Source organism: Microcoleus sp. D2_18a_D3 (genome assembly GCF_036702455.1).
Classification (GTDB): domain Bacteria; phylum Cyanobacteriota; class Cyanobacteriia; order Cyanobacteriales; family Microcoleaceae; genus Microcoleus.
On the sequence record NZ_JAUBTK010000082.1, the window covers coordinates 14,473 to 34,369 of the forward strand.

General features: G+C 47.9%; 19 protein-coding genes and 1 pseudogene. 6 read left to right on the forward strand and 14 right to left on the reverse strand.

Going from position 1 to position 19,897, the window contains the following annotated elements; translation table 11 throughout:
- Positions 1–317: 317 nt before the first annotated feature.
- A complete protein-coding gene (locus QUB06_RS27500) occupies positions 318–929 on the forward strand; it encodes a hypothetical protein (protein ID WP_333437974.1) in 612 nt (203 codons plus the stop codon).
- Positions 930–1,364: 435 nt separating this feature from the next.
- Here QUB06_RS27500 and larB read toward each other — a convergent pair whose 3' ends face one another.
- From larB to ispF, 5 genes are all read right to left on the reverse strand, one after another.
- Positions 1,365–2,168 (reverse strand): nickel pincer cofactor biosynthesis protein LarB, encoded by an 804-nt coding sequence (gene larB / locus QUB06_RS27505; RefSeq protein WP_333437975.1) that lies wholly within the window; start codon positions 2,166–2,168, stop codon positions 1,365–1,367.
- An 87-nt stretch (positions 2,169–2,255) separates the two neighbouring features.
- A complete protein-coding gene (locus QUB06_RS27510) occupies positions 2,256–4,016 on the reverse strand; it encodes an ABC transporter substrate-binding protein (protein WP_333437989.1) in 1,761 nt (586 codons plus the stop codon).
- Positions 4,017–4,056: 40 nt separating this feature from the next.
- A complete protein-coding gene (locus QUB06_RS27515; RefSeq protein WP_333437976.1) occupies positions 4,057–4,662 on the reverse strand; it encodes a PIN domain-containing protein in 606 nt (201 codons plus the stop codon).
- Positions 4,637–5,155, reverse strand: a complete 519-nt coding sequence (locus QUB06_RS27520; protein WP_333437977.1) for a hypothetical protein — start codon at positions 5,153–5,155, stop codon at positions 4,637–4,639. Before QUB06_RS27520 ends, QUB06_RS27515 begins: the two co-directional genes overlap by 26 nt.
- 33 nt (positions 5,156–5,188) lie before the next feature.
- Entirely contained in the window at positions 5,189–5,668 is a 480-nt protein-coding gene (gene ispF, locus QUB06_RS27525) for a 2-C-methyl-D-erythritol 2,4-cyclodiphosphate synthase (protein ID WP_333211506.1), read from the reverse strand.
- Positions 5,669–5,729: 61 nt separating this feature from the next.
- Here ispF and QUB06_RS27530 point away from each other — a divergent pair, with 61 nt between their 5' ends.
- On the forward strand, positions 5,730–5,930 hold the full coding sequence (locus tag QUB06_RS27530) for a hypothetical protein (RefSeq protein ID WP_333437978.1): 201 nt from the start codon (positions 5,730–5,732) through the stop codon (positions 5,928–5,930).
- A gap of 120 nt (positions 5,931–6,050) precedes the next feature.
- Here QUB06_RS27530 and trmD read toward each other — a convergent pair whose 3' ends face one another.
- Positions 6,051–6,746 (reverse strand): tRNA (guanosine(37)-N1)-methyltransferase TrmD, encoded by a 696-nt coding sequence (gene trmD, locus QUB06_RS27535; protein WP_333437979.1) that lies wholly within the window; start codon positions 6,744–6,746, stop codon positions 6,051–6,053.
- Positions 6,747–7,078: 332 nt separating this feature from the next.
- On the opposite strand from trmD, the gene QUB06_RS27540 reads away from it, so the two are divergent.
- Positions 7,079–7,972, forward strand: a complete 894-nt coding sequence (locus QUB06_RS27540) for a cyanophycinase (protein ID WP_333147213.1) — start codon at positions 7,079–7,081, stop codon at positions 7,970–7,972.
- Positions 7,973–8,311: 339 nt separating this feature from the next.
- The gene (gene cphA / locus QUB06_RS27545; protein WP_333437980.1) at positions 8,312–11,035 is read left to right on the forward strand and encodes a cyanophycin synthetase; all 2,724 of its coding nucleotides are present in this window, start codon (positions 8,312–8,314) and stop codon (positions 11,033–11,035) included.
- A gap of 69 nt (positions 11,036–11,104) precedes the next feature.
- On the opposite strand, the gene QUB06_RS27550 is transcribed toward cphA, so the two are convergent.
- Complete coding sequence (locus QUB06_RS27550; RefSeq protein ID WP_333147209.1) at positions 11,105–11,779, reverse strand: hypothetical protein; 675 nt, start codon at positions 11,777–11,779, stop codon at positions 11,105–11,107.
- Positions 11,776–12,372, reverse strand: coding sequence for a RusA family crossover junction endodeoxyribonuclease (locus QUB06_RS27555; protein ID WP_333437981.1), 597 nt, complete (start codon positions 12,370–12,372; stop codon positions 11,776–11,778). The genes QUB06_RS27550 and QUB06_RS27555 overlap by 4 nt, the downstream gene beginning before the upstream one ends.
- Here QUB06_RS27555 and QUB06_RS27560 point away from each other — a divergent pair.
- A complete protein-coding gene (locus QUB06_RS27560; RefSeq protein ID WP_333437982.1) occupies positions 12,339–15,758 on the forward strand; it encodes a DNA methyltransferase in 3,420 nt (1,139 codons plus the stop codon). The two genes, QUB06_RS27555 and QUB06_RS27560, sit on opposite strands and share 34 nt — an antisense overlap.
- A gap of 17 nt (positions 15,759–15,775) precedes the next feature.
- Here QUB06_RS27560 and QUB06_RS27565 read toward each other — a convergent pair whose 3' ends face one another.
- Entirely contained in the window at positions 15,776–16,201 is a 426-nt protein-coding gene (locus QUB06_RS27565) for a type II toxin-antitoxin system VapC family toxin (protein WP_333437983.1), read from the reverse strand.
- The gene (locus QUB06_RS27570) at positions 16,198–16,584 is read right to left on the reverse strand and encodes a DUF433 domain-containing protein (RefSeq protein ID WP_333043041.1); all 387 of its coding nucleotides are present in this window, start codon (positions 16,582–16,584) and stop codon (positions 16,198–16,200) included. Before QUB06_RS27570 ends, QUB06_RS27565 begins: the two co-directional genes overlap by 4 nt.
- A 204-nt stretch (positions 16,585–16,788) precedes the next feature.
- On the opposite strand from QUB06_RS27570, the gene QUB06_RS27575 reads away from it, so the two are divergent.
- Positions 16,789–17,034, forward strand: coding sequence for a hypothetical protein (locus QUB06_RS27575; protein ID WP_333437984.1), 246 nt, complete (start codon positions 16,789–16,791; stop codon positions 17,032–17,034).
- 18 nt (positions 17,035–17,052) lie between these two features.
- Here the strand turns inward: QUB06_RS27575 and QUB06_RS27580 are convergent, their stop codons facing one another.
- From QUB06_RS27580 to QUB06_RS27595, 4 genes and pseudogenes are all read right to left on the reverse strand, one after another.
- Positions 17,053–17,442 (reverse strand): hypothetical protein, encoded by a 390-nt coding sequence (locus tag QUB06_RS27580; RefSeq protein WP_333437985.1) that lies wholly within the window; start codon positions 17,440–17,442, stop codon positions 17,053–17,055.
- A 4-nt stretch (positions 17,443–17,446) separates the two neighbouring features.
- Positions 17,447–17,671, reverse strand: coding sequence for a hypothetical protein (locus QUB06_RS27585; protein ID WP_333437986.1), 225 nt, complete (start codon positions 17,669–17,671; stop codon positions 17,447–17,449).
- Positions 17,672–17,988: 317 nt separating this feature from the next.
- Complete coding sequence (cbiE, locus tag QUB06_RS27590) at positions 17,989–19,257, reverse strand: precorrin-6y C5,15-methyltransferase (decarboxylating) subunit CbiE (protein WP_445251429.1); 1,269 nt, start codon at positions 19,255–19,257, stop codon at positions 17,989–17,991.
- A gap of 406 nt (positions 19,258–19,663) precedes the next feature.
- A pseudogene (locus QUB06_RS27595) lies at positions 19,664–19,897 on the reverse strand (photosystem II q(b) protein); the annotation flags it as partial.

The window sequence follows — 19,897 nt, forward strand, 5'->3', positions numbered from 1 at the left end:
CCTAAATGGTTTTTAGTGTACTGTAACTAAATGTAACAGACTTGTGAAGATATGTAAAGGATTGTGAGAAATTTTTTTTAAATACCCCGATCTGACACCAGTTTATAAAAAAAATGCAACTGTAGGCAAGCTCTCAACCCTTATATAGTAAGTCTTTCCCCAATCTAAAATCTAAAATCTAAAATCTAAAAGGGTATGACTGTGGGTAGACTCTGGGCCCCGGAGGGGGGAGGATAGAGTGGAGAGGCACAAAAGTCGATGGTGTATGGCAAATCCAGTCTGGGTTTGACGAAAATTGTGGAACGGAGGAAAAATTTATGCGGGCCAGTCTGGAAATGCGGTGGTTTTATAGCGGTGCACTGCCAAAATCTATCAATCAATGGTTTGGAAGCGAGAGTCTCGGCGGGTATCTTTCGCCTCCTGAAGAGCGGGAAGACATATATTTGCTAGTACCAAGCTGCGACTACTTGGGAGTGAAGCTACGCGGGAAAACCTTGGAGGTAAAGTGGCGTCAGGGAGAGTTGGGGATGATGCAGTTCGGCAACCGCTGGGAAGGCAAAGCCGAAAAGTGGCTGAAGTGGGTTTGTGCGGACACGATGGCGCCGGTGTCGGCGGATATTATAGCGACAGGAAAGTGGGTAGGAGTTAAGAAAAAAAGATCCCTGCGCCTTTACCACGTTTCGGAGTCCGGTGCGGTGATGTCAGTGCCAGTAGAAGCGCCAATTCCTCAAGGCTGCACCGTCGAAATTACTCAATTGAACATTAACGGCAGTGCGTGGTGGACTGTAGGATTTGAAGCGTTCGGTTCCGAAAGTTTATTGACGGAAACCTTGCAAACAGTAGCTACTTGGGTCAGCAAGAGTTATCAGGGGCAAAAGTTAAAAGCTGAGGATTCTTCTGCTTATCCGATTTGGCTGGGCAGCAAGTAATATCAAACCCGGCTTTAATCATACCCCCTGTATTTTTTAGTCGCCCTCTGCTGGGACGAGAGGCAAGTTTAGACGGGGTTTCAACCTCCGAGTCTGGCAGTCCTGGACGCCAGTGGCATATATAGTAAGGTGCTCTACTACCCGAAATCTTCAAGAATATTTCAATAACGGAGTCTGACGCACCTGAGATGTTGCACCATTTTCAATTAGGTTTTTTACGGGCGGGCAGGATGCCCACCCCACAAGAAAACTCACTCTTTGTGGAACAGGCATCTTGCGCGGGTTCTCCTGCCCAACCCCTACTCCCCACAAGAAAACTCACTCTTTGTGGAACAGGCATCTTGCCTGTTCTTGAGAATGGTGCAAGATGCACCCTAAAAATCGATCGTCCTGTGACAGTTGGCCTTAGTCTTATCTGATAGAGGGGGTTTGTAACTATTCCCCCTCTCTCCCATTCTCCCCCTCTCCGATTCTCCCCACTCTGCCAGCACTTCTGAGAATTTGACAAGCCAAAATCGCCGCGCCAAATCCATTATCAATATTCACCACACCCACACCAGCCGCACAAGAATTGAGCATAGTTAAAAGAGGAGCAATCCCGCCAAAACTCGCGCCGTAACCCACACTCGTCGGCACAGCAATCACCGGACAATCTGCCAAACCCGCAACCACACTCGCCAAAGCACCTTCCATACCCGCAACCGCAATCAACACATCAGCATCAGTAATCACGTGCCGGTTGCTCAGCAAGCGGTGAATGCCGGCAACTCCGACATCCCACAAACGTCGCACCTGAAAACCGCAAAGTTCCGCAGTAATTGCTGCCTCTTCCGCTACAGGCAAATCCGCCGTTCCCGCACTGATAATAGTCACAGTACCCGGATGCTGCGGAGTTGGGGAATTAGGAGAAATTGCACAAATTCGAGCCTTTTGGTAGTAGCACAAATCGGGTATTTTTTGTTGCAATTGCTCGAAAACTTCCGGTTCGATTCGTGTCGCCATCACCGCCGAATTTCGCCCGCGCATCGCCTCGATAATCTCAACAATTTGGTCGGGCGTTTTCCCTGGGCCCCAAATTACTTCAGGAAAACCCGTTCTTAAAGTGCGGTGGTGGTCAATTTTGGCAAAATCGCCGACTTGTTCAAAGTCAAAATGCTTTAATTTATCCAAAGCTGCGATCGGACTAACATCGCCGGCAGCGACAGATTCGAGTAACTTCTGTAAAATTTTAGGTTCCATAAACTAATAACTAATGACTGCTAACTAATGACTAATGACTGCTGACTAATGACTGCTGACTAATGACTAATGACTGCTGACTGCTGACTATTCTGTTATTTTCAACTCGTACAAATTCCAGAAAGCACCGCCGAGGGCACTGTAGCGAATTCCCGAAACGCGATCGCGCACCGCCTCAAAAGTCAGCGGATTTACCATATAAACAAAAGGCACTTGTTCAGCTATAATCCGCTGCGTCTCCCCATAAATTTCCTTGCGCTTAGCCTCATCAAGCTCCTGGGAAGCTTTCACGTAAAGGTCATCGATTTTCTGCTCCCAGTCGTCAACTTTCCAACCCTTAATCGGCGGTTCTCCGGCTTGCGGGCCCTGGTTGAAACTGTGCAGCGTGCCGTTAACAGACCAAATATTGTAGCCGCTGTGCGGTTCAGTACCTCCCGTAAAACCGCCGAGGTAAGTATCCCAATTCCGCGTCAGGCGCAGCTTTTCCACATAAGTGTTAAAACTCAGGAACTGCGTATCAATTTGCATCCCCAGTTTGCCCAAGTCTTGCTTAATTTGCGTTGCCATTTGTTCCCGAACTTTTTTACCTGCTGCCATCAACAACGTAAATCGCACCTTGTTGCCTTCAGCATCCAACAATTCGTCGTTACTATTATACTTGAAACCAGCACTTAACAGTAACTCTTTGGCTTTTTGCCGATCGTAACTGTAAGTTTTCAATCCCTGTTCTGGGGACAGGTAGAACGGGCTTTGCGCCGGAATTGGGGAATGTAGGGGCGCGCCCAGTCCGCGATAGATATTGTTAGTCATGGCGGATCGGTTGATGCCGTAGGCGATCGCCTGCCGAAATTCCTTAGTCGCGAACCACCGAGACTTAATTGGGTCTACAAACGGCTGATCTTGAGCATTGCGCCCCTTATTCAGATTGAAACACATAAACACGCTGCCAGTATCCGGCCCGCCGTTAAAGACCGTATATTTGCCGCGTTTTTCCTCCCGTTTCAGCAGGGGAAACACTTCCGGCTCCACATTCAGAGTATCCAAATCCCCCGATCGAAAATTCAGCAGTTGATTATCAGTATTTTCGATAATTTGCCAAACAATTTGCTGGATGTAAGGCTGGACATTTCCCTCAGCATCTTTGCGCCAAAAATACGGATTTCGTTCCAAAACCACGCGCTGATTAGGAGTGTAGCTTAGCATTCGGTATTGACCGTTGCCTACAATTTTTTTAGGGTCAGTATCAGTCGCCCAAGTAGTCAGGAATTTAGGGTTGCCGTCTGCATCTGTATTTTCTACAGCTTCCTGTAAAATATGAGCTGGTAAAATTGGGATTCCCCCAGCATATCTAATAAAAGGAGCAAAGGGTTCTGCAACGGAAAATTCTACGCGGCGACTGTCGAGTTTTTTGACTTTTGGAAATTGGCCGCTGATGCCAACCCTCAGAATATCTTTCAAACCGCTAGGAATTTTGTCATTGAAATAAATCTTTTCATAGCTGAAGATAATGTCATCAGTAGTCAGGGGTTCGCCGTCCGACCATTTCAACCCCTCTCGCAGGGTGAACACAATCTTTTTGCCATCTTTAGACACTTCCCACGACTCGGCTAAACCGGGTTCTAACTCCGATGTCAAGCCATTTTCGTTGATCAATCCCTCGTACATATAGCCAAAAACGCTGTATGCAGATTGATTTAGCGGGTAGTTAAAGGTACCCGGACCGCTGGGGGTGGGAACGATGAGTCTGTTTACTAAGTTCGATCGGGCTGGAGTGCACGCAGACAGAGTTATAGTGGCAATTGCAGCCAGTAAAATCGCCAGCCAGCGCAGTCTTGAATGTAGCATCATAGAAATTTTCATAATTTTTTAGTTTACCATCTGCGTGCAACTATGACTGAGATTGTAACCAACCGAGAAAGTCTTCAGTGCGCGAAAAATACTTGGTTATCCCTACTTCCCGCAAAGCACCTCGAACTTTGGGCAGACCAAATTCTTTTGTATTATTACTCAAAAATACCTTGACTTCATTAGGATGTAAGTGTGCGTGATTCAAGATGCAGTGCAGAATCAAATTGTCTGTAGGGTCTTCTTCAATAAAAATTGAATTCAAACTTGCTTGAAGTATGCCTGCTGTTAAGGAAATCATTTCTATCTTGGTGGCTAACAAATCAAGAGCTGCAAAAAGACGTGCATTAATATCATTTATCAGAGCCTCGTTTTCATTGAGTGATTGCTCTAAGTGGAAGACAAGAGACTGGGCAGAGGGGGAAGTTTTATCTCGCTTTAGCTGACTAATTTGTTTTTCCATTTCACCTAAAAAACGGTTGCGTCGCTTGATTTCGTCTTCTAAAGCCGAAAGTGATTCCATGCAGCAAATACTTGGTATGGCTATGCTGACTGATGTAGGTACACTCACCAACAAGTTGTTAGCGTCAGGGTCGCGTCCCGTAGCAATGCTCATCAGAAAGTTAGTCTCGATATATAAAATTGCCACCAATTTCTACCCCAGATTTTGTCGTCCCACCTGCTAGCAGTGGCAGCAAGCCGATTTTTGCTATCTGTTCTGACGCGGTTGGAATCTCCGACTTCCAATTATAAGCTAAGTCGCGCAGCCATGCTTCAACCAGTCTAGTTAGGTATCGCTTAAATATCCGTTTGTTGCCAAATTCAGGCTCATAATGGCGAAGGATCTCAGCAGTGTTTAGAGAGCAAACAGGTTCAGATAAATTTACTCCGTCCCATTTGAAAATTAGAATCTGTTCGGTGTCAACAAACATCGCATAGGGAATGATGGTGCGTTGCTCGGACATTTTCGCTAACGCAGCTTTCATCCAAGATATCATGTAATCAGCAATCCTCTGCTTTGCTGCTGGTTCTTGAGCTTCAATAATTTTGACTTCGATTAGCACGACTACCCGATCGTCCTTATCCAATACGATAATATCGGCGTCTATGGGTAACTCTAAATCCAATGTTTCAGTTTGCATGGTTTTGGCCTTCCTAAAACGTAGATTAAAGTTTTATTTTAGCACTAACAAAACTACAGCGTAAGCCGCGATTCCTTCTTCTCTCCCCACCGGCCCTAACTTTTCGTTTGTAGTAGCTTTGATGCCAATTTGGTCAGGTTTTAATTGTAGGACAGTAGAAAGCCGATCGCGCATTTGCTCAATATGCGGTTTCAGCTTTGGACGTTCGGCCACCACCACCGAATCAATATTGCCGATTTCCCAGCCTTTATCTAATATTAACTGATTGACTTGTGCCAACAGTACGAGACTATCCGCACCCTTCCATTTCGGGTCAGTTGGCGGGAAATAAAGACCGATATCTCCTAAGCTCAGAGCTCCGAGCATGGCATCCATGATAGCGTGGGTAAGTACGTCGGCGTCGCTGTGGCCGAGTAATCCTAATTCGTGAGGAATATTGACACCGCCGAGGATGAGAGGGCGATCGGGAACTAAGCAGTGAATGTCGTAGCCATTGCCGATGCGGATGTTCATGTAAAAGGAAGGTTTGGTAAGTATAGTAGAAGACAATTATTTCATATTTTTAGGGAGATAAGTGAATTTATTTTTTAATGCCGATCCGAGTGTTAAATATTTTTTTGCTGATTTCCTCAGTCGTTATGGCAATCCTAAACCTGCTGGAGGGGGGAGAGAAGGGTTAATGGTGGAAACGCTAGAAAATTATCGGGGACTTCTCGATCGCTCTCCTGAACTCAAAGACTTACAAACGCGAATCCAAAATTTATTAGGCTCTTAAATATACGGGATTTACGCATCAAGACCAAAGAAACCGGGTTTTTTACCAAATCTGTGGACTGCAACGAAGTATTACTGCAAAAAACCCGGTTTCTAACTACCGGTGCGATCGCCCTTTGTCCTATTCTTCCCTCTCCTGCAACCACCGATCGTACAAATCCAGCCGGCGCGATCGAGTTCTTTCAATTTGCTGTTCCCTGCGCCAGCGAGCAATTTCTGCGTGATTACCCGACAGCAACACATCGGGCACCTTCAATCCTCGAAAATCCGCCGGTCTAGTGTACTGCGGATAATCCAAAAGTCCGTCTTCAAAACTCTCAAACTTTAGGGAATCTTCCTTGGCCACAGTTCCCCGCAGCAATCGCAAAACCCCATTAATCAAAGCCAAAGCCGGAATTTCGCCCCCCGTGAGCACAAAATCCCCCAAAGACACCTCGCGAGTTACCAAATGCAGGACTCGATCGTCCACACCCTCATAATGACCGCAAATCAACACCAACTGATCGCGATCGGCCGCCAACTCCCGAAACATCCCCTGCTGCATCGGTTCCCCCTGGGGAGTCAGCAAAATCACCTCGCGTCGCGGCAAAACCGGCAGCGACTCCACCGCAGCAAAAATCGGTTCCGGCTTCATCAGCATCCCCACTCCGCCCCCGTAAGGCTCATCATCGACTCGCTGGTGTTTGTCTGTGGTAAAATCGCGGGGATTGACAAAATTCACCTCAGCAATCTTTTTAGCTAAGGCTTTGCCCATCAGTCCCGACTCTAGGGGAGCCCGGAAAAATTCTGGAAATAGGGTAACAACGTCAAATCGCACAATTATTGGAATTTCATTGATACATCACCTCTAGTTTGACCTTTAGAGGGAGTTCAGTTTTCAGTAATTGCTTTATTCTTTATAATTTCTTATAATTTCTGAGAATTTTGGCAAGTTAAATTCTCTTCCTTTGTCGGCGGGCCCGTTTTGTACAACAATAATCAGTTTTTCATGACAGCGACTGCAAGTAAACTCACCGCCAAACAACTGCGGGCTCGCGCGATCGGCGATCGCACCTCGCTCGCACCAACAAATATTTATTCTTAAAAAGCCCTATTCTACGCACAGCCACGGCAAAATTGAATTTCACATCCAACAGAGGAAGACACACCATGCAGCAGTTGACATCTCAAGCCCTTGAACACAATATTCCCCAGCGCACAAAAACCTCGATTATGGTCATCGGGGGAGCCGAAGACAAAGTTCACGGGCGAGAGATTCTGAACACCTTTTTTTGCCGTGCTGGGGGTGCAAACGCTCGGCTGGCGATCGTTCCCTGCGCTTCGCGAGATCCCGAAGGAATTAGCAACCGCTACCGCACAATATTTGACGAAATGGGCGTTAGCGCAGTCAAAGTAGTGGACATCCGCGAACGCGAACAAGCCGAAAACCCCGTCTGGAAAGATTACTTAGAAGACTGTACGGGCGTATTCATCACAGGCGGCGACCAACTGCGGCTCTGTGGGCTGCTGGCGGACACCCCGCTGATGGAGAAAATTCGCAAAGAAACTCTCGAAGGCAAGATTACGCTCGCTGGAACCAGCGCAGGTGCTGCGGTGATGGGATATCACATGATTGCAGGCGGTGGAAGTGGCGCGTCACCGAACCGCTCTTTAGTAGACATGGCAAACGGACTTAACATTATTCCTGAGATCATCGTAGATCAGCATTTTCACAACCGCAACCGCATGGCTCGCTTGCTGTCGGCTGTGGCTTGCCATCCCGACCGCCTCGCTATTGGTATTGACGAAGACACCTGCGCCTTGTTTGAGGGAGACGATACTATGAAAATTCTCGGTAAAGGCACTGTGACTATTGTTGATTCTAGGGAAAATTTTTATACCAATGAGTCTATGGTAGGAGCGACAGAACCCTTAAGTCTGTTCAATATGCGCTTGCACGTCCTGTGTCACGGAGATTGCTACAATATGCCCCTAGGCAAACCAATGCCATCGGGAGCGTGTTCCGAGTCTGGCTGGCCCCCCGAATGCCGCACAGCCAACTAAGGTAGAACATCTCTTGTCATTGATTCGGCAGAAATTAGGCGGCATTCCGGCCGAATCATGGATACAACAATAGAATAGATTCCGAAGCAGCCACGGTCTGACCCCAGCAGGCCGAACCACAGAAAATTCTAGCTTCGGGCTTTGAGTTTTTGCTAGCCATGTACCTGTACTTGTTTTTAGCCGATCGCAGGGGGCATAAATTTTCAATTGGGTAGCCCATAACTGGAAATTCACTCCCAAACTGTTCGCAGCGAACAGTCTATCGAGCAATCTAGATCGAAATTGAATAAATGCTCCAATTATCTATAAGATTTCGCGCCCCATACCCCTCAAACTGCCATGAAAATACTTAAAATCCAGACCTTACGCGGCCCCAACTACTGGAGCATCCGACGCCAGAAACTCGTCCTGATGCGTCTGGATTTAGAGGAGTGGGCAGATAAAACCACAGCGGAAATTCCTGGATTCTATGAAGGGTTGATCGCCGCACTTCCGAGTTTGAACGACCATCACTGTTCTCCAGGCCATCAGGGAGGATTCCTGCAACGGGTCAGAGAAGGCACAATGATGGGACACGTAATCGAACACGTCGCCCTAGAACTTCAGGAAATGGCAGGAATGCCGGTCGGGTTCGGTCGCACCCGCGAGACTGCGACCCCAGGCATTTACCAAGTAGTAATCGAGTATCAAAACGAACAAGCAGGTCGCTATGCAGCCCGGGCGGGCGTGCGGATGTGCCAAAGTATTGCCGAGACAGGCACTTATCCAGCAGCAGAATTAGTCCAAGATTTGAGAGACCTGAGAGAGTTTGGTGCGTCGGCGGCACTCGGGCCGAGCACGGAAACACTGATCAAGGAAGCAGAAGCGCGGGGCATTCCTTGGATACCTTTGAACGCCCGGTTTATGATTCAACTCGGCTACGGGGTTCACCAAAAGCGGATTCAGGCAACTCTGAGCAACCGGACGGGAGTTTTGGGGGTAGAACTGGCCTGCGACAAGGAAGGTACCAAAAATATCCTCGCCAGCGCCGGTGTACCGGTTCCCAGAGGAACGGTGATTCATTATTTGGATGAACTGCGCGGGGCGATCGAAGATGTCGGCGGTTATCCGATCGTCCTCAAACCCCTAGACGGCAACCACGGCCGCGGCATTACGATCGACATCAATTCCTGGGAAGCTGCAGAAGAAGCCTACGACTTAGCCAGCGCCGCATCAAAAACAAAAAGCGTCATTGTCGAGCGCTATTACGTCGGCCGTGACCACAGAGTATTGGTAGTCAACGGGCAAGTCATAGCAGTCGCAGAACGAGTCCCCGCTAACGTCGTGGGTAACGGCAAGTCTACAGTAGAACAGCTTATTGAAGAAGTAAACCGCGACCCGCAGCGAGGAGACGGACACGACAACGTGCTCACCCGGATCACGATCGACAAATTGTCCCTGGATTTGCTGCAAAAACAAGGATACGCGATGGACTCCGTAGTGCCCGCCGGCGAAAGAGTATTTTTGCGGGCGACAGCAAACTTGAGTACCGGTGGCATTGCAGTCGATCGCACCGACGAAATCCACCCGGAAAACGTCTGGCTGTTTTCCAGAGTCGCCAAAATTATCGGTTTGGACATCGCCGGCATTGACGTAGTAACTCCCGACATCTCCCAACCCCTGCGCGATGTCAACGGCGTCATCGTCGAAGTCAACGCAGCACCGGGTTTCAGAATGCACGTCGCCCCGAGTCAAGGTTTACCCCGCAACGTCGCCGGCGCCGTCTTCGATATGCTTTTCCCCTCGCCTCAACCCAGCCGGGTGCCGATTTTAGCGGTAACGGGAACCAACGGCAAAACGACAACCACTCGCCTGCTTGCCCACATTGTCAAGCAGACCGGTCAGATTACCGGCTACACGACTACCGACGGGACTTACATCGGCGATTATTTGGTAGAAAGCGGAGACAATACCGGGCCGCAGAGTGCTCAATTGATTTTGTCTGATCCGACGGTGGAAGTAGCGGTGCTGGAAACGGCTAGAGGCGGAATTTTGCGATCGGGCCTCGGCTTCGATCAGTGCGATGTCGGCGTCGTCTTGAACGTCGCGGCAGATCACTTGGGAATTGGCGACATCGACACCGTGGAACAACTAGCCAAACTCAAGAGCGTTCTCGTCGAGTCGGTAATGCCCAAAGGCTATGCAGTTTTAAATGCAGATGACCCGCTAGTATCACAAATGGCGCAGCGTGTCAAGGCTCAAATTGCATATTTTTCGATGAACCCGGACAACGAACTGGTTGCCAAACATACCGCTGCCGGCGGGCTGGCAGCGATTTACGAAAATGGGTATTTGTCAATCTTGAAAGGCGATTGGACGCTGCGAATTGAACAGGCTGTGAACGTGCCGCTGACGATGGGCGGGCGGGCGCCGTTTATGATTGCTAATGCTTTAGCAGCTTGTTTGGCGGCTTTTGCCCAAGGATTGAAAATAGAAGATATTCGCGCTGCTTTGTCAAGCTTCCAAGCATCCGTCGGTCAAACTCCCGGAAGGATGAACTTGTTTAATTTGGGCAGCTATCACGCTTTGCTAGACTACGCCCACAACCCCCACAGCTACAAAGCTTTGGGCAGTTTCGTGCTGAATTGGCCGGGACGGCGGATCGGGGTAGTAGGTGCGCCCGGAGACCGCCGAGATGAAGATTTTGTCACGCTGGGCAAACTTTCGGCCGAGATGTTCGATCGTATTATTGTCAAGGAAGATATTGACAGGCGCGGGCGAGAACCCGGTGTTGTGGCAAAGTTAATTTGCCAGGGAATTGCAGAGGCGATTTCTGCAGGAACCGCAAAGAAATCTCAAGTTGAATACGAGTTGATTCTCGACGAAACAACGGCTGTTAACAAAGCTTTAGATGAGGCGCCGGCCGGCAGTTTGGTAGTGATTTTACCTGAAAGTGTCAACAAAGCTTTGAGTTTAATTGAGACGCGGAAACCGATTAAGGAATCTGTGGTAAATGCCAGTATTGTCGATCGCGTTTCCGAGTCGCGAGACAGTTTAAAACCGACTGTGCTTAACCAAGGCTAAACTCTGAAGTTTGATTTCATTACATTATTAAAAGGTTGGGTTAACGAAAGGAAACCCAACCTTTTTGCTTTAGACAACCGCCGTATTATCTTTCAATATTTTCTCTGTTACCTCAATCAGTTCGCACACAGAATTTTGCGTAAGTTGTGTAGTTTTAAACCCATGAGCAATAGCGTTCCGCAAAGAAAGCGCATTCATTAATAACTGATATTCTGATTTAGAAATCACGCCCTCAACCGTCAGTTGTTTCACTAAATACAGCGGTTCTAATCTTTGCAAACTTAGCTCTTCTTTATGGGCAACAATCCTCAAAGTTGCCTCAACTAAAGACCAAGAATATAGCATTGCTGACTCTAGATGTTGTGTTACAAGTTGCTTGGCGACTTGCAAACCCAACTCTATTTCATGCTCTTGAAAAGAATCCTCAGCTTGGGAAATATCGACTGCATCCTCCGAGTTAGTCATCACTAACTCAAACCTCCAGCCGGGATTTTCTGCTACTGCTTGGGCTAAATTACGTAGATATGTAGTAGAGGGTGACTTGAGTGAAGCGCGTGACTTGACTGCAATAACCACCGATTCTTCGCCCCGGCGCACTATCAGATCCGGGCGATAGCTTTTAAGGAAGTCCGGTAAATCTTCAGAGTTTGGATGAAATGAAATTTCATAACCTTTCTCACGATACTCCTCTGCTAGTTTCAGCAGTTGCTCTCTTTCTATGTTTGCAGTTGGGGTTGCGATCATGTCAGTACCTCTTTGTCAGGAGCATCAATTACGACAATGTGCAAGAATTCATTACCACGGGCAAATCCTTCCGCTAGAATCGAGGTCATATTTTCTACTTTAAAGTTAGTTGATAAATTCCTCTTGCGGACTAGAACATCAGTTACTTGATCGTCATCGACATAGGCTAGCCCGATAATTGCATCTTGAATTGGCTTTACTATGTTGTCTACATCGATTTTAACAGAATCGTAGAAATAAGTTATCTGAAGCATCACTAGGCCAGTAGCTGTTTTCTGCTCCGAAGACCAGTATTTTTCAGCCTCTTGCCTCACTGTCACTTTCCAAGCTTTAAGAAGAGATCGCCTACGAGCTTGTTGTGATACTGGTGGGCCATCTACTATGAACTCAAATCTCGCCAAAGTGTTTCTAAATAGAAGATTGGGGATTATTTTACCTATTAACTGCCGCCCACTGGGTAATCGGTGCCAGGAGTTTCCAACCAAAATCGCAAGATAAATCGCCAATTCAAACCGATCGAAGTATAGAATCAGGAAAAAGCAAGCAGCAGGATTGAAGCATGAATGAGGCCGATCGCACGCGTGTCGAAACATTCATCACGCGCTGGGCAGGTTCTAGCGGTAACGAACGGGCAAACTACCAGTTGTTTTTTGCCGAAATGTGCGATGCGCTGGGAGTCGATCGCCCTTTTGATAAAGGCAGAATTCCCAACGATCCCTACTGCTTTGATAAAGATGTCAAATTTTTTCACCCCAGCGGCAAAGTGACTCCGGGGTTTATTGATTTTTACAAAGCCGAGCATTTTTTGATAGAGGCAAAACAGGGCGGAACAACGGGTAAAAAAGGAACGGCCAAGCGGGGGACAAATACCTATTTGCGGGAGATGGAAAAAGCGTTTGTGCAGGCGATCGCCTATACGCGCAGTCTCAGCAGCAAACCGCCGTTTTTGTTGACTTGCGATATTGGCGATCATTTTGAATTGTGGATGGGTTTTAGCGGCGATTACGGCGGCTATGGGGCGCGGCGAGAAATCGGGCTAATCGAGTTGCAGAAAGCCGATGTTTTCGATTTGTTTGTCGATATTTTTAGCAATCCGCAGCAGCGCAACCCAGAGAAAATTGCGGCGCGGGTGACGCGGGAAGTGGCGGCGGATTTGGCAGAGTTGGCGAAGCGGATGGAGGCGAATGTCGATCCGCAGCAAGTCGCCCAGTTTTTGATGCGCTGTATTTTCACCATGTTTGCTGAGGATGTGGGGTTGTTGAAAGAACATTTGTTTACGCAGGCGCTGGAAACGCGATGGATTCTCCATCCGAAGACTTTTAAGCCGGAAGTAGAGGCGCTGTGGGAGGCGATGAATGAGGGGACGAGTTTTGGCTTTCATGGCAAACTGTTGCGGTTTAATGGGGGATTGTTTGCCGAGTCGCAGGCGTTTGCTTTGACAAAGGCGCAGTTGGAAGTTTTGTTGCAGGCGGCGAAGCGGGATTGGTGCAATGTGGAACCGGCGATTTTTGGGACGTTGTTGGAAAGGGCGCTGGATTCGAGGGAAAGAAGTAAGTTGGGGGCGCATTATACCCCGCGATCGTATGTGGAAAGGTTGGTAAAGCCTGTGGTGATGGAGCCTTTGGGCGATCGCTGGATTGCGGTACAAGCGGAGGTTAAACAGTTGCTGAACGCGGGGGAATCGGAACCGACTGCAAATCAAAGGAAAAAGGCGAGCTCAGTTTTAGAGGCATTTCTGACGGAGTTACAACAGGTGAAGATTCTCGATCCGGCGTGCGGATCGGGGAATTTTCTGTATGTGACGTTGGATTTGTTGAAGGGGTTGGAATCGGAGGTGTTGCGCCGCTTGGAAGATGTCACCGGATCGGCGCAGTTGCGGTTAGATATTGCTCAAGTTAATCCGAGTCAGTTTTTGGGGATTGAGATTAATCCTAGGGCGGCGGCGATCGCAGATTTGGTGATTTGGATTGGGTATTTGCAGTGGCATTTTCGGCGGTTTGGCGATATTCCGCCGATCGAACCTGTGTTGCGAGAGTACAACAATATTGAATGCCGGGATGCGGTGTTGGCCTATGACGGAATAGAACCAGATGTGGATGCGGCGGGGAAGGTGAGAACTCGCTGGGGCGGACGGATGATGAAAAGTCCGGTGACGGGGGAAGATATTCCCGATGCGACAAACCAAGTGACGATTTATCGGTATTTGAATCCGAGGGCGGCCGAGTGGCAGGAGGCGGATTATATTGTGTCGAATCCGCCGTTTATTGGGAATGCGAGGATGCGGGAGATGTTGGGGGATGGATATGCAGAAACGTTGAGGAAGGTTTATAAAGATGTGCCGGATACTGTTGATTTTGTCATGTATTGGTGGCACAAGGCAGCGGAACTAACTAGAACGAGCAAAATTAAACGCTTTGGGTTTATTACCACAAACAGTATTCGCCAAGTTAGGCAGCGGAAAGTTCTGGAGTTTCATTTTACGCAAAAGATTCCAACCCGATTAATTTTTGCTATTCCCGATCACCCTTGGATTGATGGAGGGGCAGCAGTCAGAATTGCAATTACAGCAGGTGAATTAGATGACCTCAAAAAGCCTGTAAGGATTGCCGAATTTGGTACAGTAGTTGCTGAGTGTGAGGGAGAGACACCGGAAGACTCAGCAGAGCAAGTTCAAGTGCAGTTGCAGAATGTAGGGCTAATTTTTAGTAACCTTCAAGCTGGTTCTGATTTAACTCAATCTCAACAACTCCTGGCTAATGATAGGATATCCAGTCGCGGTGTTATGCTATTTAGTTCCGGGTTTATTGTCGAGCAATCTGACTTTGGAGAGATTGAGTCTGAGGTTCTTTTCCCATACATCAATGGACGAGACTTTATGCAAATTTCTCGCAATGTGCGCGTCATTGATTTATTTGGCTTAAAAGCTGATAAAGCTCAAGAAATATATCCAAAAGCATTCCAATGGGTGTTGGATAAAGTTAAACCTGAACGAGATACTAACCGTGATAAGAGCCTCCGAGAAAACTGGTGGATATTTGGTCGTCCCAGAACTGAACTTCGACCAGCACTAAAGGGACTAAAGCGTTACATTGCTACAGTAGAGACTGCGAAGCATAGAGTATTCCTCTTTCTTCCCCGTGAAGTAATACCTGATAATATGTTGATTGCGATCGCCCTTGATGATGCTTATTTCTTAGGAGTTCTTTCTAGTCGAGTTCATGTTACTTGGTCGCTGGCAGCAGGCGGAACATTAGAAGATAGACCTCGTTACAACAAAACTCGATGCTTCGACCCATTCCCCTTCCCAGACCCCACGGACACCCAAAAACAAACCATCCGCGAACTCGGAGAACGCCTCGACAGCCACCGCAAACGAGTCCAAGCCACTCACCCCGAAGTCACCATCACCGCGATGTACAACCTCGTCGAAAAACTCCGCCAAGGCGAACCCCTCGACGACAAAGACAAAGCCTTCAACCAAAAAGCCCTAGTCTCCACCCTCAAACAAATCCACGACGAACTCGATGCCGCCGTATTTGCCGCCTATGGTTGGGAACCCACCCTCACCGACGACCAAATCCTGGAAAACCTCGTCACCCTCAACGCCCAACGCGCCGAGGAAGAACGCAACGGACACATTCGCTGGCTGCGTCCCGACTACCAAGCCCCAGGCGAAACCTACGTGCAACCATCCCTTGCAGGCATCACCACCGAAACCGAAACCGCCATTACTCCCACGGAACAACAACCTTTCCCCAAAACCCTCAAAGAGCAACTTTCCGCCATCCGCGACTTATTCCGCACCCAAAGCGGCGAATGGACAGCCGCCCAAGTTACCGCCCATTTCAAAGGCGCCAATCGCAAACAAAAAGTCATTCTCGACTGTTTAGAAAGCCTCGAAGATTTGGGGATTTTGCTCAGTCATAATGAAGGTGGCATCACATTTTGGCATCTCGCAGAAGTTGGAAATGCCACATAAGCTTGGCTTGGCAATTGTTATGTCCAATCCTCCAAAACCAGTCCTGGGACTTGTGCAAAATCTTGTCGATTTCGCGTCACTAAAATTGAGTTATTAACCAAAGCAATGGACGCAATCCGCAAATCTTGTGTCCCAATTCGTATTCCCTGACGGCGCAGCGCCAAATATTGCTCGCAAGCTGACTCGGTAAAATCCAGAACGAGAAAATCGTTGAGAAATTTAACAGCCGAGCTCAAACCCACATAAGCCCAAGTTAAGCGTTGCTTCTGTCCGGGTTGCGAAGCTTGACGAATTGCATTGAACCAGCCCTGAATCAATTCCTCAACATTGATGACAGTAATAGCAACATCGCTAATATGGAGAGTTTCAAAACGTTGCAATATGAGTGGATTAGAGTGTTGCAAGAGTGTGAGATGGTCGGTATCGAGAATATATTGATTCATAGGGTCTCAGACTCAGGAAAATCGATATCAGCATTTCGATCTTGGCGATAGGTCTGAACATATTCCGTGACTTCATTCAACAACGGGTTACATCTCAAAAGAGGTGAAACATTCAACATCGGACGCGCCTCATACCAAGCAATCCGATCGTCAATTTCTGGCTGATTATCCAGATAAAAGCTAATCGCATCAAACACTTGAGCTGCCGTCACGAGTTGAAGTAACTTCTGTGGGATTTCTTCAGGCTTTATTCCTGATTTCCAAAACACCACAATATCCCGTACCGTAACTTGAGTGTCTGCAATAATCGGTTCCCCCTGCAAAACTTCAGGATTGCGGGTGACATAGCGAGAAAGGCTTGTAGATGATAGCGAACTGGTCATAACGACCTCATAAGACAATGTAAACCTGCCTTCATCTTAGCGTAGTGGACAGAAGATGCCTATTTAGTCAGCCACGAGGAAATGTTTGATGCTTATGCTGTTCAAAGATTATGGGCATAAACTAGACTATTATCGCCAATGGCATTGACCCGATCGATTGTAAAAGAGTAAAATAAATTATAGAGTTACGCCCAAAAAGTTTCCATGCCTCCCGAAGAAATCCTCCTACAATACTGGCGCGAACTTGCCCCCGCCGATCGCGCAAAAGTCCTTCAGTTTACCCAAGCTCTAGCGCTCAAATCTTCACTTGAATTTACCCCCAAAACACAACTCGGTCAACCCCTGTGGAAACTTCGCCAACGGGCGATCGCCAACGGTATGAAACTCCTCAATGAAGTTGAGTTAGAGCAAGAAATTGCCGAGCGTCGAGGTGGCTACGGTGTCTGGTAAACTAACTTATGTGGATATCTATTCCATCTGCAAATATTCCAAAACCAGCAACCGCAAATAGTCTAGCATTCGGATATAAGACCGCATTTGAAGATAGCCCGATCGCGTTTCAGCATAAAACTCAGCAATCGCAGAACGATCGAACACCCTAAGCTGATGTAAATTTGCGATCGCTTCCTCCGGGTTCTCAACTCCCGCGCTAGCCTCAATCTGACTAGCATAACCGCGAATGCTAACCGTCACTAACTCCAGCTCCTCCAAAAACGATAAATCTTCTTCGGAACCAAGATAGCTATGGGCTATCTCTTTGCGCTCTGATTTAGTCTTTTGATACTCAACATTCAACTGTGCCAAAAGCTGCACAATAATATCCTGCTGAATCACTAACTTGTTTTTAACTTGTGCCATATTTCTATTCCTCATTAATGCCATACGTTACTATTTTCTCAACACCATACTGGTCAGATCGCACAATTAAAAACTCATTGCCCTTTCTATAAACAGCGGCTCCATCCTGCCGATATCCCGTGCGAGGAACTCTCACAGCACCTCTGGTGTTGAAGTTGTGTGCTTTACGCAGATATTTGAGTGGCTCGAATCCTTTTCGTTGTGCATGATCTAAGACACTTTGCGCCACACTCCCATAGGTTCCTTTATCCCACTCAGCAAGATATTGCTGAGTGGGATAACTTCAGTGTTGGAATAGTCTTCAAATAGTCGATATAGATAAGGATCTACGGATGATTCATCTGGCATTCTCACTATAGCGATTCTAAATGAATTGTGTAATTGTTGTAGGGGCAAACCCCCCGTGGTTGCCCCGATCCGTGAGGGGTAGGCACGGGGAGTAGGGGTAGCACTACCCCTACATATTTTTACAACTGATTTAGGATTGCTATATAATTTTAGAGGATATTTTTTATCATAGCTTCCAGCAAAGAGATCGATCGCCTTTCATCTCTTAACTACCACCCACTGTGTAATCGGTGCCAGCGGTTTCCAACCCTGAAAAGAACCGATCGCCCCTACTCGCTGAATCCCAATTCTAATGAGTTCCCCACCATAACGATCGTGCCATTGCAAAACTTTAAACTCGCTCTCAACTGTCACCGCATTAACAACTAATCGGCCGCCTTCACCTAAAGCATTCCAGCAAGTTTCCAGCACAGCTTCTGCGGTGACACCGCCGCCGATGAAAATAGCATTCGGTTGAGGCAAATTTGTCAGGGCTTCCGGCGCTTCTCCCGCAACGATTTCGAGTTCGGGAACGCCGAAAGTCGAGGCATTTTCAGCGATGTATTGCAATCGAGTCGGATCGCGTTCGATCGCGATCGCCCTGCACCGAGGATGACTCCGCATCCATTCGATCGCGATCGAGCCACAACCCGCCCCCACATCCCACAGCAACTCACCCGGAATCGGTGCTAACGTTGACAGAGTAACGGCTCGAACCTCCCGTTTGGTAAGTTGTCCGTCGTGGCGATAAGCAGCATCCGGCAAACCCGCAGTTCGGGGAAAAAGCAGAGTTTCGCGATCGGCTGCAACTGCGATCGCGATCGTGTTCAAATCCGCCAAATCCGCTGCATTCCAGGCTGCTGCGACCCCCTCGATCCGCCGTTCCGATTCCGACCCCATCCGCTCGAACACCGTCATCAAACTGCTGCCAAACCCCCGCTGCGTCAACAATTCGGCAACCTTTCCCGGCGTGTGTCTGTCAGCGCTCAACACCAGCAAGCGCGCCCCCGGCGACAAAGCAAGGGCGATCGATGCGATCGGGCGATTTGTCAAACTGAAAGTCTCAACTTGGGCCAGCGGCCAACCCAAACGGGCGCAAGCAAGACTAAAAGCCGATGCTGCGGGAATCACAGTCATTTCGGAAATGGGAATTTGGCGCGACAGCGTGACGCCGATGCCGTGACACATCGGATCGCCACTTGCGAGTACGCACACAGACTGTCCCCGGCGGCGGATGATTTCATCGACTGTTGCTTGTAGCGGCGAAGCCCAAACCAATTGTTCGCGGAAGTCGTCGGTTGGTAGCATTGCGAGGTGACGGGCTCCGCCGACAACGACTTGAGATCGAGAGAGGAGGGTAAAGGCGATCGCACTCAATCCCGATAATCCATCTTCGCCAATCCCCACCACCGAAAGCCATTTGTGCATTGCGCCCTTACTGCTAATCTTGTTTCCGGCTGCATCGGAATCATCAAACTCGATCGTCATCACTGATTAGTTATTAGTTATTATTTATTAGTTATTAGTCGTTAATCGTTAATCATATTATGTCCGATCGAACAACCAGAATAAAATTGGTTTATAGTGAGGAATTCAGTCCTCATAAAACTCCCTCGGACTGAATTCCTCACTATAAAAGTTATAACTCACATCTTGCACCCTTCTCATTTAACAGGCTTTCCGGCCTGTTGCACAAAGAGTAAATTTTTGGGTGGGGAGTAGGGTTAGGCAGATATCCCGCCTGTGAAAGGCTTATTAACAATGGTGCAAAATGCCCGTTATAACGCTTATTTTACCGAACTAGATATGTGAATAAAGTCGAAACAAATCTTTTTTTCCAAACAAAAAGCGCCCCTATTTCTAGGAGCGCTTTTTGTCAATCGATAGCTAAAACTTAGCCATTGATAGAAGGAGCAACCAAAGCTACGGGAGTAGTTTCACCAGCAGCCAAGTCGAGAGGGAAGTTGTGAGCATTGCGCTCGTGCATTACTTCCATACCCAAGTTAGCGCGGTTGATAACATCAGCCCAAGTATTGATGACACGACCTTGAGAGTCGATAATCGATTGGTTGAAGTTGAAACCGTTCAAGTTAAACGCCATCGTGGAAATACCCAAAGCGGTAAACCA

Bases quoted from the DNA above. Each gene is read 5' to 3' on its own strand.
- QUB06_RS27500 (WP_333437974.1), top strand. From the start codon at position 318: ATGCGGGCCAGTCTGGAAATGCGGTGGTTTTATAGCGGTGCACTGCCA.
- larB (WP_333437975.1), bottom strand. From the start codon at position 2,168: ATGGAACCTAAAATTTTACAGAAGTTACTCGAATCTGTCGCTGCCGGC.
- QUB06_RS27510 (WP_333437989.1), bottom strand. From the start codon at position 4,016: ATGATGCTACATTCAAGACTGCGCTGGCTGGCGATTTTACTGGCTGCA.
- QUB06_RS27520 (WP_333437977.1), bottom strand. From the start codon at position 5,155: ATGCAAACTGAAACATTGGATTTAGAGTTACCCATAGACGCCGATATT.
- ispF (WP_333211506.1), bottom strand. From the start codon at position 5,668: ATGAACATCCGCATCGGCAATGGCTACGACATTCACTGCTTAGTTCCC.
- QUB06_RS27540 (WP_333147213.1), top strand. From the start codon at position 7,079: ATGCAGCAGTTGACATCTCAAGCCCTTGAACACAATATTCCCCAGCGC.
- cphA (WP_333437980.1), top strand. From the start codon at position 8,312: ATGAAAATACTTAAAATCCAGACCTTACGCGGCCCCAACTACTGGAGC.
- QUB06_RS27550 (WP_333147209.1), bottom strand. From the start codon at position 11,779: ATGATCGCAACCCCAACTGCAAACATAGAAAGAGAGCAACTGCTGAAA.
- QUB06_RS27560 (WP_333437982.1), top strand. From the start codon at position 12,339: ATGAATGAGGCCGATCGCACGCGTGTCGAAACATTCATCACGCGCTGG.
- QUB06_RS27555 (WP_333437981.1), bottom strand. From the start codon at position 12,372: ATGTTTCGACACGCGTGCGATCGGCCTCATTCATGCTTCAATCCTGCT.
- QUB06_RS27565 (WP_333437983.1), bottom strand. From the start codon at position 16,201: ATGAATCAATATATTCTCGATACCGACCATCTCACACTCTTGCAACAC.
- QUB06_RS27570 (WP_333043041.1), bottom strand. From the start codon at position 16,584: ATGACCAGTTCGCTATCATCTACAAGCCTTTCTCGCTATGTCACCCGC.
- QUB06_RS27575 (WP_333437984.1), top strand. From the start codon at position 16,789: ATGCCTCCCGAAGAAATCCTCCTACAATACTGGCGCGAACTTGCCCCC.
- QUB06_RS27580 (WP_333437985.1), bottom strand. From the start codon at position 17,442: ATGGCACAAGTTAAAAACAAGTTAGTGATTCAGCAGGATATTATTGTG.
- cbiE (WP_445251429.1), bottom strand. From the start codon at position 19,257: ATGACGATCGAGTTTGATGATTCCGATGCAGCCGGAAACAAGATTAGC.